The organism is Polynucleobacter sp. Latsch14-2 (assembly GCF_018881925.1).
Taxonomy (GTDB): Bacteria; Pseudomonadota; Gammaproteobacteria; order Burkholderiales; family Burkholderiaceae; genus Polynucleobacter.
Genome location: NZ_JACVPL010000003.1, coordinates 59,728 through 74,153 on the forward strand (window position 1 = coordinate 59,728; position 14,426 = coordinate 74,153).

Annotated in this window: 12 protein-coding genes and 1 pseudogene; 1 reads left to right on the top strand and 12 read right to left on the bottom strand. The window is 46.4% G+C overall.

Annotation, left to right across the window (positions count from 1 at the left end; genetic code table 11):
- Window positions 1-87 precede the first annotated feature (87 nt).
- Window positions 88-1,287: a 5-demethoxyubiquinol-8 5-hydroxylase UbiM gene (gene ubiM / locus ICN46_RS04090; protein ID WP_216204874.1), complete on the top strand. Its 1,200-nt coding sequence runs from the start codon at window positions 88-90 to the stop codon at window positions 1,285-1,287.
- Window positions 1,288-1,295: 8 nt separating this feature from the next.
- Here the strand turns inward: ubiM and rfaD are convergent, their stop codons facing one another.
- From rfaD to serC, 12 genes and pseudogenes are all read right to left on the bottom strand, one after another.
- A complete protein-coding gene (gene rfaD / locus ICN46_RS04095; RefSeq protein ID WP_216204877.1) occupies window positions 1,296-2,315 on the bottom strand; it encodes an ADP-glyceromanno-heptose 6-epimerase in 1,020 nt (339 codons plus the stop codon).
- Window positions 2,312-3,241, bottom strand: coding sequence for a D-glycero-beta-D-manno-heptose-7-phosphate kinase (rfaE1, locus tag ICN46_RS04100; protein ID WP_216204881.1), 930 nt, complete (start codon window positions 3,239-3,241; stop codon window positions 2,312-2,314). The genes rfaD and rfaE1 overlap by 4 nt, the downstream gene beginning before the upstream one ends.
- A gap of 30 nt (window positions 3,242-3,271) precedes the next feature.
- Window positions 3,272-4,636 carry a UDP-glucose dehydrogenase family protein gene (locus tag ICN46_RS04105; protein WP_216204884.1) on the bottom strand — a complete coding sequence of 455 codons (1,365 nt, stop codon included), beginning with the start codon at window positions 4,634-4,636 and terminating at the stop codon, window positions 3,272-3,274.
- A gap of 71 nt (window positions 4,637-4,707) precedes the next feature.
- Window positions 4,708-5,919, bottom strand: a complete 1,212-nt coding sequence (lapB, locus tag ICN46_RS04110) for a lipopolysaccharide assembly protein LapB (protein WP_216204887.1) — start codon at window positions 5,917-5,919, stop codon at window positions 4,708-4,710.
- 75 nt (window positions 5,920-5,994) lie between these two features.
- A pseudogene (locus tag ICN46_RS04115) lies at window positions 5,995-6,333 on the bottom strand (integration host factor subunit beta); the annotation flags it as partial.
- A gap of 54 nt (window positions 6,334-6,387) precedes the next feature.
- Entirely contained in the window at window positions 6,388-8,061 is a 1,674-nt protein-coding gene (gene rpsA / locus ICN46_RS04120; RefSeq protein ID WP_216204895.1) for a 30S ribosomal protein S1, read from the bottom strand.
- Between the two features lie 129 nt (window positions 8,062-8,190).
- Window positions 8,191-8,859, bottom strand: a complete 669-nt coding sequence (cmk, locus tag ICN46_RS04125) for a (d)CMP kinase (protein WP_216204898.1) — start codon at window positions 8,857-8,859, stop codon at window positions 8,191-8,193.
- Window positions 8,860-8,878: 19 nt separating this feature from the next.
- Window positions 8,879-10,207: a 3-phosphoshikimate 1-carboxyvinyltransferase gene (gene aroA / locus ICN46_RS04130; RefSeq protein ID WP_216204901.1), complete on the bottom strand. Its 1,329-nt coding sequence runs from the start codon at window positions 10,205-10,207 to the stop codon at window positions 8,879-8,881.
- The gene (locus ICN46_RS04135; protein ID WP_216204904.1) at window positions 10,207-11,082 is read right to left on the bottom strand and encodes a prephenate dehydrogenase; all 876 of its coding nucleotides are present in this window, start codon (window positions 11,080-11,082) and stop codon (window positions 10,207-10,209) included. The genes aroA and ICN46_RS04135 overlap by 1 nt, the downstream gene beginning before the upstream one ends.
- A complete protein-coding gene (gene hisC / locus ICN46_RS04140; protein WP_216204907.1) occupies window positions 11,082-12,203 on the bottom strand; it encodes a histidinol-phosphate transaminase in 1,122 nt (373 codons plus the stop codon). The genes ICN46_RS04135 and hisC overlap by 1 nt, the downstream gene beginning before the upstream one ends.
- A 26-nt stretch (window positions 12,204-12,229) precedes the next feature.
- Window positions 12,230-13,312: a prephenate dehydratase gene (gene pheA, locus ICN46_RS04145; protein ID WP_216204913.1), complete on the bottom strand. Its 1,083-nt coding sequence runs from the start codon at window positions 13,310-13,312 to the stop codon at window positions 12,230-12,232.
- Window positions 13,312-14,409: a 3-phosphoserine/phosphohydroxythreonine transaminase gene (gene serC, locus ICN46_RS04150; RefSeq protein WP_216204917.1), complete on the bottom strand. Its 1,098-nt coding sequence runs from the start codon at window positions 14,407-14,409 to the stop codon at window positions 13,312-13,314. The genes pheA and serC overlap by 1 nt, the downstream gene beginning before the upstream one ends.
- Window positions 14,410-14,426: the final 17 nt, after the last annotated feature.

Consider the following 14,426-nt stretch of genomic DNA (forward strand, 5'->3'; position numbering starts at 1 on the left):
CTAGGACGCCCAATCATTTTCTGAATCAAATAGTTGATTTTGAAAATCTATACTCAAGGGAGATCTATTTAAGATATTGGAAAAAACATGGATGTTGATATTGTTATTATTGGAGCAGGTCCATCAGGACTATGTCTTGCAAGATCCCTAAGTGGCCGAGGATTAAGTATTGCAATCGTTGAACAACAGCCAATAGATGCTATTGCTAATCCAGCGTTTGATGGCAGGGAAATTGCACTTACACAACACTCAGCCACCGCCATGAAAGAACTTGGCTTATGGCAACTCATCGAACCCAAGGCGATTTCGCAGTTACGCGATGCCAAAATCCTAGATGGCAGATCCCAGTTTGAAATGCTGATTCCCCATCAACTCAGCCAGTACCAAGAACTTGGGTGGTTAATCTCAAACCACATCATTCGAAGGGCTGCATATGACGCTACACAGGAAGCCATCAAACTCAACGACGATATCCAATTGATTCCCGGATGCAAAGTCACTAAAGTACAAACAACTCAGCACGATGCCTCTGTCACACTGGATAATGGGGGGAAAATTAAAGCCAAACTCGTAGTGGCTGCCGATAATCGCTTTTCCACGACGCGTCGCATGATGGGTATTGCCGCCGATATGCATGACTTTGGTCGCAATATGCTGGTCTGCTGTATGACGCATGATGTACCTCATGAGCATATTGCATGGGAGTGGTTTGATTACGGCCAGACTCTTGCGCTGCTGCCAATGAACCCAGATCCAACCACCGGACTCTACCGCAGTTCGGTAGTCATTACAGTGGCAAGCGATGAAGCTGATGAGCTTATGAAATTGAGTCCAGAAGCGTTGTCAAAAAATATTCGAGAGCGATTTGATAATCGACTTGGAGATATGAACCTGGTCAGCACAATCCACTCCTACCCACTGGTATCCGTATATCCTAAAAGATTGGTGGCTAATAGGTTTGCCACGGTTGGAGATGCAGCAGTTGGGATGCATCCAGTCACTGCGCATGGCTTTAATTTCGGCTTACTGGGCGTTCAGAAGCTTTCTCAAGAAATTTTAAGCGCTCATCAAATCGGACAGGATATTGGCGATCAAGTCCTTTTATTGCGTTATGAAAAAATCCATAAGCGTAAAACTCGGCCACTATTTTTAATGACTAGATTGATTACAGAAATCTATTCCAAAGAATCTCTGCCAGCAAAATTCGCTAGAACAGCACTTCTGCATGTCAGCGAACGCTTAACGCCATTTAAGAAATCAATTGCCCTAGCATTAACAGGCCGATAAAGCAGTCTCTATAGTGGCGCCGACAAGAAATCAGCATTAGCTGACAGCCAGTCGATATAACGACTAACACCCTGCTCAACATTGAGAAAGGCCTCCGTATAGCCAGCAGCGCGTAGCTTCGTTAAATCCGCCTGCGTAAAGCACTGGTATTTACCTTTGAGTGCCTCTGGAAATGGAATGTACTCAATGGCTTTTTCTTTTACCAACTCCTCTAGGCTTGCTGGATTTGCCTTATCTATTTTGCGCATTGCATTAGCAACTGCACATGCAACATCATTAAAAGGTTGCGCACGACCGCTACCTAAATTAAAGATACCGCTGACTTCAGGATGATCCAGGAAAAATAGATTTACTTTGACCACATCTTCAACGGAAACAAAGTCACGACTTTGCTCACCAGCAGCATAACCACCATATTCACCAAATAGTTTTACCTGCCCATTGGCCTTGTACTGGTGATATTGATGAAATGCGACTGATGCCATGCGACCTTTATGAGATTCACGGGGGCCATACACATTAAAGTAGCGGAAGCCAACAACTTGGGCGCTATTTGCGTTTTCAGCAAAACGCTTACGCATGACTTGATCAAAAAGAAATTTAGAGTAGCCATAAATATTCAACGGCTTCTCATGCTCACGACTCTCAATAAATACATCTGAACCGCCATAGGTTGCCGCCGAAGAAGCGTAAAGTAGCTGCACCTTCTGGTCGGTGCAGATATCAAGCAGATCCATGGTGTAGCGATAGTTATTCGCCATCATAAATATGCCATCTGTTTCCATGGTATCGGAGCAAGCACCCTCGTGGAATACCGCGCGAATCTTGCCTAATCGACCACTTCTAAAGGCCTCTAGAAACTCGTCTTTATCTAAGTAATCAGTGATATCTAAATCTGCTAAGTTGCGATATTTGTCGGCAGGACGAAGGTCGTCGACTGCAATAACATTTTTTTCGCCACGCGCGTTTAAAGCTTGGACAATATTCGCACCAATAAAACCTGCTGCGCCAGTAACAATGATGGTCATTGCAACTCCTCCGAAGTAACGGTTGCCGTCCCCAACTTACCAACCACAATGCCACCCGCACGATTAGCCAAGGCCATAGCCTTTTCAAGCGGCCATTTAGAGGCTAATGCGACCGCTAAAGTGGCAATTACCGTATCGCCAGCACCAGATACATCAAAGACCTCACGCGCTTGCGCTTTTACATGACTTACGCCAGCATCTGTGAATAAGCTCATACCTTCTTCTGATCTAGTAAGCAATAAGGCTTGTAGCTTAAGAGACTGTCGAAGATCTTGTGCTCTGCGGTTTAAATCCTCTTCATTTGCCCACTGACCCACCACTTGACGTAGCTCGCTACGATTGGGTGTTAAGACAGTAGCGCCGCGGTACTTTTCATAATCCTCACCTTTAGGGTCTACTAAGATCACTTTATTTTGTGCGCGTGCCTGCTCAATCATAAGACTTACTTGACCTAGAGCACCTTTGCCATAGTCAGACAAAATAATCACATCAGCATCAGCCAAGGATTTTTCAAAACGTTCTAATTTATGGGCCAAAGCAGCCTCGCTAGGCGCCTCTTCAAAATCTAAACGAATCAATTGCTGTTGCCGTGCAATCACACGCAACTTCACCGTGGTAGGCACTTTACCGTCAACCTCAAGCTGGCTATCAACACCACTAAACCTTAGCAACTCAGTCACGCGACGACCAGCCTCATCATCACCAATCACGCCCAGAATAGTTGTCTTGGCACCCAATGCAGCAACGTTGCGTGCTACGTTTGCAGCACCACCTAAACGCTCATCGATCTTACTAACTTGAACAACAGGAACAGGTGCCTCCGGAGAGATGCGGTTGGTATCGCCAAACCAGTAACGATCAAGCATGACATCACCCACCACTAGTAAGCGGGTCTGGGAGAACTGTTCTCGGTTGGCTTTTTCCACGGGCAGACTTTTTCTTTATTTAAGCTATTTTTAATTATGACGACCAATACCTTGGTACTCAATGCCTAATTCTTGCATAGCCTGTGGTTCATATAAATTACGGCCATCAAAAATGATCGGACGTTTGAGCTTTTGCAGTAGAAGATCAAAATCTGGACTGCGGAAGACCTTCCACTCCGTCACAATCACCAAGGCATCGCAGTCATCTACGGCTTCCATTGGGTTTGCCACCATCGAGACTTTCTTGAGGCCCTCAGAATTACCTTTGAAGTCAAGATCAAGACAATGCAATGCTTCTGGCATCGCTACTGGGTCATAAGCAACAACTTGTGCACCACGCTTTACCAGCTCTTGAATAATGACGCGACTTGGGGCTTCGCGCATATCGTCTGTATTGGGTTTAAAGGCTAAGCCCCAAAGAGCAAATTTCATATTGGAGAGGTCAGAGCCAAAACGCTTTTCAATCTTTTCTACCAAAATCGTCTTTTGAGCTTCATTGACTGCCTCTACGGCATCGAGGATCTTCAGATCTCTGCCGTACTCAATGGCTGTTTTGGAGAGTGCAGATACGTCTTTTGGAAAGCAAGAGCCACCGTAACCTGTGCCAGAGTACAAAAAGCCATATCCGATACGGGAATCCGAACCAATACCTTGACGGACAGATTCAATATCAGCCCCGACTAGATCGGCTAGGTTAGCCAGCTCATTCATAAAAGAGATCCGAGTTGCCAACATCGCATTGGCCGCGTACTTTGTTAACTCAGCACTTTTTACATCCATGTAATAAGTGCGTTCATGGTGACGATTAAACGGGGCATAGAGTTTGCGCATTTGCTCTTTGGCATGCAGGCCGGATGGCGTACTCTCAGTCCCAATCACAATCCGATCTGGGCGCATAAAGTCTTCTACCGCTGCACCTTCTTTTAAAAACTCAGGGTTAGAGACTACCGAACATAAATCTGCGCTTAAACCCCTCTTTTGCAGCTCTTCAATTACTGCAGCTGACACCTTATCGGCAGTACCTACCGGCACGGTGGATTTATCCACGATCACCTTAGGAGCAGTCATGTGTCGACCAATATTGCGAGCAGCAGCGACGACATACTGTAAATCAGCGGAACCATCCTCATCGGGAGGAGTACCAACTGCTATGAACTGAATCTCGCCATGAGCAACAGAGGCAGCAATATCAGTAGAGAACTGTAAGCGCCCTGCAGCACGATTGCGCTCGATCATCTCTTTGAGTCCTGGCTCATAAATGGGCACGCCGCCAGAATTGAGAATCTCAATCTTTTTCGGGTCTACATCTACGCAAAAAACATTATTACCCTGCTCGGCAAGGCATGCGCCTGTAACAAGACCTACATAACCGCTTCCAATGATGGTGACTTTCAAATGAACTCCAGTTTATTTCTCATTTATACGCCGTCATTAAACACAGGCTTAATGACAATTTAGTTAATAGCTTACATCGAAGGAACACTTGGTGCCGCACCCTCACTGCGCCTTGGAGAGTATGCCTCCCAATGGTTGCAACCAGGGCATTGCCAATAAAAACGTCTCGCACGAAAACCACAATTTCCACAGGTATATCGCGCCAAACTATTTGTTCTTTGCTTTAATAAACCCAAAATTGACTGAATCTCAGAAATTTTCTCAGGCGTGCCATTGCCCTCTGCAAGAACCAAACGAGTCTCAGCCAATTTAGATAAGGCACTCAAGCTTGGAGAATGCTGCATGACATCAACCAACATCAGCTCAGCCGCCTGCGGTCCACGAAGTTGAATAAAGTGCTTTTGCACAATGTCTAGCAACTCTCCAGAAGCCTGTGTTTTTAACAATTCGCAGAGCCTCTCCAGACCGCTACCAGCCTTATCGATAGCGGTATGAGCGGCCATCCAGCGATCACCCAGTAAATGCATATAAGCTGGGTGTGTATCAGCAACCAAACTCCACACCTGAATTGCCTGCGCTGGCCGTTCCAAGGCAACAAAATGGTCGCCTTGCAATATCAATGCACGAGCGTGGTTAGGAACTGCCTGAAGAGCGCGCTCAATAGATTGTTCAGCACCAACCAAATCTTTACGACGCAGAGCTTCTTGTGCTAATTCACAATGAAACTGGGCGATCTCAGTTTGATGAGATTTGGATTGAAGGCCCTCAAGCTCAGCGGCAGAGATGATGGCTTTTGTCCAATCTCGCTCAATTTGATACATCTCCAAAAGACTCTCCTTGGCCGGAGCTGCATATTTCCCATCACCCACTCGATTAAGAGAGGCTTCTGCACGGTCCAATAGCCCTGCCCTCAAGAAATCACGCCCCAACTCGTAGGCAGCATGATCACGATCGCGCGGTTTTAGGTCATCCCGATTTGCCAGGTGTTGATGGACGCGAATAGCGCGCTCAGTCTCACCACGACGACGAAATAAATTACCCAAGGAAAAATGCAACTCAATAGTTTCTGGATCAAGCTGGGCAATCTTGACCAATGTCTCGATGGCTTGATCCGGCTGCTCATTTAATAGAAGACTTAAACCTTTAAAGGTCGAACGCTGCTGACGCATCCGTTCGCGCTCATCCATGCGATTCTCAAGACGCAAATCCCAGCGTGACGCCAACCAACCCAACCCAAATAAGACCGGCAGTAACAATAACCAGGATGTAGCGATTTGAATCATCTTGTAGATAACATCAATGAAGAGCTTAAATAAAAAATGGTCCTAATGGACCACTGATGTGCTTGCTGATTAAGCACCAGAACCCTCTTTAGGGCCCACTTGCTTTAGCGGCTTGTAATCAACGCGTTCACGCAGTTCCTTGCCAGGCTTGAAATGGGGAACTCGTTTTTCTGGAATCAATACCTTTTCACCAGACTTGGGGTTACGACCGGTACGGGCAGGGCGATGATGCAATACAAAGCTACCAACGCCACGCAACTCAATACGCTTACCTTCTGCTAAAGCGTGAGTCATTGTATCTAGTAAAGTTTTTACCGCTAACTCCACATCCCTAGGTAAAAGCTGCGGAAACTGTTCCGCGAGACTCTCCACTAGTTCGGAGCGGGTAATTGCTTGGTGCTCTTGATCCGTCATGATCTATCAATAAAAAACCGCCGCCCCCCCCTAATGGAAAGCGGCGATATTGATTTAGCCTTGATTATCCATCTTTGCTTTTAACAGAGCACCCAAGTTGGTAGTGCCAGACTGCGCATCACCTTGGAGCTTGCTCATAGCATCTTGTTGGTCAGAGCTGTCTTTAGCTTTGATTGAAAGATTAATGACGCGTGACTTACGATCAATATTAATGATCATTGCAGTTACGCTATCGCCTTCCTTCAATACATTGCGTGCATCTTCAACGCGATCGGTAGAGATCTCAGAAGCGCGCAAGTAAGCCTCAACTTCATCAGCCAAGTGAATCGTTGCACCCTTAGCATCAACAGCCTTCACAGTGCCAGTGACAAGACTGCCTTTGTCGCTAACAGATGTGTAGTTATTGAATGGGTCACCAGACAATTGCTTAATGCCGAGAGAAATACGCTCTTTTTCAACATCAATTGCCAATACGGTGGCTTCAACTTCATCACCTTTTTTGTATTTCTTAACAGCTTCTTCACCAGGCTCATTCCATGAGATGTCTGAGAGGTGTACTAAACCATCGATGCCACCAGGCAAGCCGATGAACACACCAAAGTCGGTAATCGACTTGATTGCGCCAGTAAGCTTGTCGCCTTTTTGCTGCGCACGTGAGAACTCTTCCCAAGGATTCGCTTTGCACTGTTTGATGCCCAAGCTAATACGACGCTTGTCTTCATCAATATCCAGAACCATGACTTCAACTTCAGTTCCCAATGCTGTAGCTTTGCTTGGAGCAACGTTCTTGTTGGTCCAATCCATTTCAGAAACGTGTACCAAACCTTCAATACCAGACTCGATTTCAACGAACGCGCCGTAGTCAGTTAAGTTGGTTACTTTGCCGAATAAACGGGTATTTGGTGGGTAGCGACGTGCAATACCAACCCATGGGTCATCGCCAAGTTGTTTTACACCAAGTGAAACACGATTCTTCTCTTGGTCGAACTTCAAAATCTTAGCAGTTACTTCTTGACCAACAGTCAACATCTCGCTTGGGTGACGCACGCGACGCCATGCCAAATCAGTAATATGCAAGAGGCCGTCAATTCCACCAAGATCAACGAATGCGCCGTAGTCGGTGATGTTCTTAACGATACCCTGAACAACGCTACCTTCTTTAAGGTTAGACATCAACTTAGCGCGCTCTTCACCTTGGCTAGCCTCAACAACCGCACGACGTGACAACACTACGTTGTTACGCTTACGATCAAGCTTGATAACCTTGAACTCCATTGTCTTGCCCTCGTAAGGGCTAGTGTCTTTAATTGGACGTGTATCTACCAGTGATCCAGGCAAGAATGCGCGGATACCGTTAACCATCACAGTCAAACCGCCTTTAACCTTACCGGTAACAGTACCAGTAACGATCTCAGCTTGCTCGAGAGCTTTTTCCAAATTCATCCATGATGCCAAGCGTTTAGCTTTATCACGAGAGAGGATGGTGTCACCATAGCCGTTTTCGAGGGCGTCAATAGCAACAGAAACGAAATCGCCAGGAGCTACTTCAATCTCGCCAGCGTCGTTATGGAATTCTTCAACAGGAATAAACGCTTCAGACTTTAAGCCAGCGTTAACAACGACGAAATTATGGTCGATGCGAAGGACTTCAGCCGAAATAACTTGGCCGGTCTTCATATTCGATCGGGTTAATGATTCTTCAAATAATTCTGCAAATGATTCAGACATGTGTATTCACTTTGTGCCGCCAGAAGACCTGACGGGTTAGGTTAAAAAAGCCTCAAGAAACACGCTAAATTAGATCGTCGCGTTGTGGAGTTTCTTAAGACACCAAAACTACTACTAATAAAACAACTTCTAGTGCTGGGCAATCACAGATTGATACCAATCTAAAACTACCGCAACTACCTGATCTATCGATAAATCTGATGTTTCAAGCACTTTTGCACCATCCGCCACTAACAAGGGTGCGGCACCTCGATTACTATCGCGGGCATCGCGTTCCTGCAAATCTCGCAGCAAGTCCTCAAGTTTAGCAGGAATTCCCTTAGCTATCAATTGCTTATAACGACGTTCAGCCCTAGCTTGGGCAGTAGCGGTCAAGAAAACCTTCAAAATAGCGCCTGGAAATATGACGCTGGCCATATCCCTGCCGTCAGCCACTAGGCCCGGCGGCTTAAGAAAACTTCGCTGCAGCCCTGTCAAAGCAAGTCTCACATCGACATAGGCCGCCAAAGTTGACGCCCTTAAACCAATCTCTTCTGTTCGTATTGCCTCAGTAACATTCTCCTCGCCCAAGAAAATATGTCCATTTTCAAAAGAAATTGGCAGTTTTTCCGCCAAAACAGCCAATTGAGCGCTATTCCCAATATCAATACACTGATTTTTGCTGGCCAAAGCAACCAAACGATATAGAGCCCCACTATCTAAATAATGGAAACCCAGCTTTTGCGCAATGGCAGCAGCAACAGTCCCTTTTCCAGAGGCTGTAGGTCCATCAATCGCGATAACTGGGGGTAGTGGCATTGAATTTGACAGTGGGGAATTAAGAAGCAATCTTTGCAAACTCTGCAAAGTAGGCAGGGAAAGTCTTGGCAACGCAATTAGGATCATTGATCATCAAACTATTCGGACCAAAAGCCGCCAAAGAAAAACACATTGCCATACGATGGTCATCATAAGTATCGATACCATCCGAGGGTGAGCGCCAGTCGCCCAATTTTTTAGGGGCGCTGACAATAATATAGTCCTCACCTTCCACAACATCAGCTCCAACTTTCCTGAGCTCTTTTGTCATCGCCGCAATTCGATCAGTTTCTTTAACTCGCCAACTCGCAATTCCATTAAGACGAGTCTGACCATCAGCAAATAATGCGGCAACAGCCAAAGTCATCGCAGCGTCGGGAATCTCTGTGCAATCAATCGTGATGCCATTGAGTTTTCCATTGGGATTGTTAACACCGGCAACTTCAATCCAATCTTTACCCGAGCTAATGTTGGCGCCCATTAGAGCAAGCGCATCCGCAAACGCAACATCGCCTTGGATACTGTCGCGCCCAACACCAAGTACACGAACTGAGCTGCCGCCAATTGCGCCCAGCGCCAAGAAATAGGATGCCGAAGATGCATCGCCCTCAACAGATAGCTGACCTGGGCTTTGGTACATAGCACCAGAATTCTTTGCTGGAATTACAAAAGACTGGGCATCTGGACATGTCACATTGACACCAAAGCGCGCCATTAACTTCAATGTAATTTCGATATAAGGACGTGAAATCAGTTCACCGATCACCTCAATGCGAACCGGCTCTTGCGCCACGAGGGGCAGCGCCATTAGTAATGCCGTGAGAAACTGACTAGAAACATCTCCACGTACTTTGACCACCTCTTTAATATGAATCTGTGCTGCAGAAATCTGGATCGGCGGATAACCATCCTGTAATTCATAAGCAATATCAGCGCCAACCTGACGCAAACCATCGACTAGATCACGAATGGGGCGCTCATGCATTCGAGCTACGCCCGATAAACGATAGTTACCACCCTGCATCGCCAGTGCTGCAGTTAGAGGGCGAATGGCTGTCCCAGCATTACCCATAAAGAGGTCAGCTTCGCGAACAGGAAACTGGCCGCCACAACCATTCACAATACATACATGATCGGGCTGATCTACGATCGACAATCCCAATGTGCGCAAAGCATTGCGCATCACCTGCGTGTCATCCGCATCCAATAAATTAGTCAGGGTAGTTTCCCCGCATGAAAGAGCCGCTAAAAGCAAGGCACGGTTCGAGATACTTTTAGAGCCAGGCAAAATAATCGAGCCCTGAGCGCGAGTAAACGGGCCAATCTTAATACTAGGTAAAGCACTCATCAAAGGCCATCCAAGTCTTGACGCGCCTTGCTTGCTTTATTAAATAATTTTTCTAAACCGACGCCATCATTCTCTGCAATTAATTTACGCATATGGCTCACGATGGCCAAGTACTGATCTAACTCTTTTAGGATTGCAGTGCGGTTACCTAAACAAATATCGCGCCACATTTCTGGACTAGATGCAGCAATGCGCGTGAAATCTTTAAACCCGGCTCCAACATGACTGAGTTTTTGCTCGGCATCTTCAGAATTGACTACGCTAGCCATTAAGGCATAAGACAGAATGTGCGGCAAATGAGAAACGGCAGCATAAATCGCATCATGCTGCGTACTTGAAATTTTCTTCACTACTGAGCCAGTCGATTCCCAAAAACGAATAATGAGATCAGTATCTTGTGGAGAGTTTTCTTGTATAGGGCAAATAATCGTTTGCTTACCCTGAAATAAATCCGCCTTAGCGGCACTGGCACCATGCTGTGCACCACCGGCAATGGGATGAGCCGGCACGAATTGACAAGCCTTCTTGCCCAACACTTCCTTAGCGGCCAAGATTACATCACCTTTAGTGCTACCCGCATCGGTAATCATGGTCTGAGATTCAAGATGAGGTTCTATTGCTTCAAAGGTAGCTCGCATCTGAGCAACCGGCACACACAACACAATTACATCGGATTGCTTGGCAGCCTCAACTAAATCAACCACACCATCGATCGCGCCCATCTTCTGTGCTTGATCAATATTTGCTTTACTACGACCTACACCTAAAACCTTGGTTACCACTCCAGCCTGTTTTAAAGCCAAACCCAAGGAGGCTCCAATGAGCCCAACGCCAACAATTGTGACAGTTCCGAATTGAGCTCGAGTGGCAGTCATTATTTCGCCAAAATTTCACGGAAGGCGTTGATGAAGGCTGTATTTTCTTCAGGCAAACCAATTGAAATACGCAGCCATTGTGGCAACCCATAATTACCAACTGGTCGAACAATAATGCCGCGCTTGAGCAAAACCAAGTTCACTCGTGCGCCAGCAGCATCATCCTCTCCAACCTTAACCAATACAAAGTTACCGGCTGAAGGTAGGTAGGTCAAGCCCATTTCATCAAAGGCTTTGACCAATTGATGGTAGCCGGCACGATTAACTTCATAGCCCTTTTGTAAAAAAGCGTGATCCTGAAAGGAGGCGATTGCTGCAGCCTGAGCAAGACTATTCACATTAAAGGGTTGACGAATTCGGTTAAGTAAATCGGTTAATTCAGGCTGAGCAACACCATAGCCAATCCGCAAACCCGCCAAACCATAAGCCTTGGAAAAACTGCGAGACAAAATCATATTAGGGAAACGTTTGACCCACGCAATGGCGTCATAGCGCTGTTCGGGGGCAAGGTATTCGTTATAAGCCTCATCCAGAACCACCACCACATTGGATGGCACAGCTTGCAAGAAAGATTCGATCTCGGCTGGCGTTAAATAACTTCCCGTCGGGTTATTTGGGTTCGCTACAAAAACCAACTTCGCTTTATCTCCAGCCGATTGAGTGGCTTTGAGCATGGCAGGCAGATCATGACCATAGTTGGGTGTGGGCGCGACTTCTACTGCGCGCGCACCAACCGCTTGAGAGGCAAGCGGGTAAACGGCAAAAGCATGCCGAGAAAAAATAATAGCGTCATCAAATTGCGCAACAGCACGAGCAGCCAACTCCAAAATATCATTGCTACCGTTGCCTAGAGTAATCCAATCAGCGGGAACATCTAAGCGCGCAGATAATACTTTTTTTAGCTCAAACCCGTTTGAGTCTGGATAACGGCCCAAATCATTTGCTGCAGCAAGCATTGCATCATGGGCTGACTTTGGCATACCCAATGGATTTTCATTAGAAGCTAATTTAATAATTTTGCTTTCGTCCAAACCATACTCACGCGCCACCTCACTAATCGGGCGCCCACCTACATATGGCGCAATCTCCTGAATATGTTTTAAGCCAAGTTTTGAAGTCATCACTAGTAACGCACGTTATAAATTTATTAAACTACTGAACGAGGGTATGAACCTAATTTCTTGTAAAAAGCTGCCGTATTTTGCAACTCCTCTAAAGCCCTAGCCACCTTGCCATCTTCAGCATGGCCGGCAATATCAATATAAAAGTGATACTCCCATGTACCTTTACGTGCCGGCCGCGACTCAAAGCGATTCATAGACACATCGTGCTTCGCCAAAGGCGCCAACAGGCGATGTACAGCGCCCGGTTGGTTATCTACGGACAACACTAATGATGTTTGATCGTTACCCGTTGATTGGCAGTGGTAATTCCCAATCACAACAAAGCGTGTGCGATTATGTGGATCATCTTGGATTTGCAGGGCAACCGCCTGTAAGCCATAAGCCAATTGCGCAGGATCACCAGCAATGGCAGCCAAAGTAGGATCACTTGCAGCCATGCGGGCAGCCTCCGCATTGCTACTAACGGCCTGTCGCTTTAATTGTGGGGCATGTTGACTAAGCCATTGCTGACATTGCGCTAGGGCTTGAGCGTGCGCACAAACAGTCGTAACGCCATCCAAATTACCGCTTTTACTCAACAAATGATGCCGAATGGGCAATACAACCTCACCACTAATTTGCATAGGGGAATCCAACAACAAATCTAATGTGCGAGAGATTGCGCCTTCGCTTGAATTTTCTACCGGAACCACGCCAAATTGGGCGGCGCCCTTTTCAACTGATTTAAATACTTCATCAATGCTGACGCAAGGCAAGCCAGCAATAGACTGACCAAAATAGGTTTGCGCAGCCTGCTCTGAAAAGGTGCCGACTGGACCTAGATATGCAATCGTTTGGCGAGCTTCTAGCGCCCTGCAAGCGGACATAATTTCACGCCAAATAGCGGCAACACCATCAGACAATAAAGGACCAGTGTTGATCTCTTGCAGTCTGGCGACGACCTGACGCTCGCGCTCGGGGCGAAATACGGGCGTTGAAAAACCACCCTTTACATGCCCGACCTCTTGGGCAGCTTTAGCCCGTTGAGTTAACAGATCCAAAATTTGAGCATCTAAGGCATCAATTTTTTCTCGTAAGGGTACGAGACGTTGTTCTTCAGTGCTCATTAAGCCCGCCTTTCAAAGTCGCGCATAAATTCAACCAAGGCTTGGACGCCTTCTAAGGGCATTGCATTGTAGATACTAGCTCGCATGCCGCCTGCAGCCTTATGGCCACGCAACGCAGCTAATCCTGCAGCATTGGATTGCGCCAAAAATTCAGCATTTAAATTCTCATCCCTTAAGAAAAATGTGACATTCATTCTCGAGCGATATTCTTTTGCAACGCGATTCTCGTAAAGACTGCTTTGATCAATACAGTTGTAGAGCAACTCTGCTTTTGCTTGATTGCGTTTCTCCATTGCTCTAACGCCACCCTGCTTCAGTAGCCACTTAAATCCAAGTCCCGCCATGTAGATCGAAAACGTTGGTGGCGTATTAATCATCGACTGTGTATTTGCCTGCACAGACCAATCCCAAATAGTTGGGGTAATGGCCATGGCTTGACCAAGCAAATCTTTCCGAACGATTACTATCGTTACGCCTGAAGGACCAATATTTTTTTGGGCTCCGCCAAACCAAACGCCGCACTGCGTGACATCCATCTGTTTAGAGAGAATATTGCTAGAGATATCTGCAACCAAAGGTGTGTTGCCAACATTGGGCACATCAGGAAACTCTACGCCACCAATAGTTTCATTAGCGCAGTAATGCACATAGGCAGCATCATCTGATAGCTGCCAACTAGATCTTGGTGGAATGGTGTTAAATTTTTCAGCGGCAGAAGAAGCAACTAAGTTTGCTGTACCGTATTTCTGCGCCTCTTTAAAAGATTTTTCAGACCAAACGCCCGTCACAATGAAATCTGCCTTCGGGCCATTCTTACCCAATGGCATTAAGTTCATTGGAATGGCGGCATTCTGACCAATACCACCACCTTGTAACAACAAGATCTCATAGGTATCTGGGATGTTCATCAAGGTACGCAGATCTTGCAATACCTCCTCATAGACCGCCATAAACTCTTTACTGCGGTGACTAATTTCCATCACGCTAGTGCCAAGCCCTCGCCAATTGAGCATTTCATCAGCAGCTTGCTTCAAAACCTCTTCAGGCAAGGTAGCAGGCCCCGCTGCGAAATTAAAGATGCGGCGGTCAAACGTCATGATGGCTACCTAATCTT

What these genes read in the sequence shown, in the direction of transcription:
- ubiM (WP_216204874.1), top strand. Translation starts at nt 88, where the DNA reads ATGGATGTTGATATTGTTATTATTGGAGCAGGTCCATCAGGACTATGT.
- hisC (WP_216204907.1), bottom strand. Translation starts at nt 12,203, where the DNA reads ATGACTTCAAAACTTGGCTTAAAACATATTCAGGAGATTGCGCCATAT.
- serC (WP_216204917.1), bottom strand. Translation starts at nt 14,409, where the DNA reads ATGACGTTTGACCGCCGCATCTTTAATTTCGCAGCGGGGCCTGCTACC.
- lapB (WP_216204887.1), bottom strand. Translation starts at nt 5,919, where the DNA reads ATGATTCAAATCGCTACATCCTGGTTATTGTTACTGCCGGTCTTATTT.
- aroA (WP_216204901.1), bottom strand. Translation starts at nt 10,207, where the DNA reads ATGAGTGCTTTACCTAGTATTAAGATTGGCCCGTTTACTCGCGCTCAG.
- pheA (WP_216204913.1), bottom strand. Translation starts at nt 13,312, where the DNA reads ATGAGCACTGAAGAACAACGTCTCGTACCCTTACGAGAAAAAATTGAT.
- rfaD (WP_216204877.1), bottom strand. Translation starts at nt 2,315, where the DNA reads ATGACCATCATTGTTACTGGCGCAGCAGGTTTTATTGGTGCGAATATT.
- ICN46_RS04135 (WP_216204904.1), bottom strand. Translation starts at nt 11,082, where the DNA reads ATGACTGCCACTCGAGCTCAATTCGGAACTGTCACAATTGTTGGCGTT.
- cmk (WP_216204898.1), bottom strand. Translation starts at nt 8,859, where the DNA reads ATGCCACTACCCCCAGTTATCGCGATTGATGGACCTACAGCCTCTGGA.
- rpsA (WP_216204895.1), bottom strand. Translation starts at nt 8,061, where the DNA reads ATGTCTGAATCATTTGCAGAATTATTTGAAGAATCATTAACCCGATCG.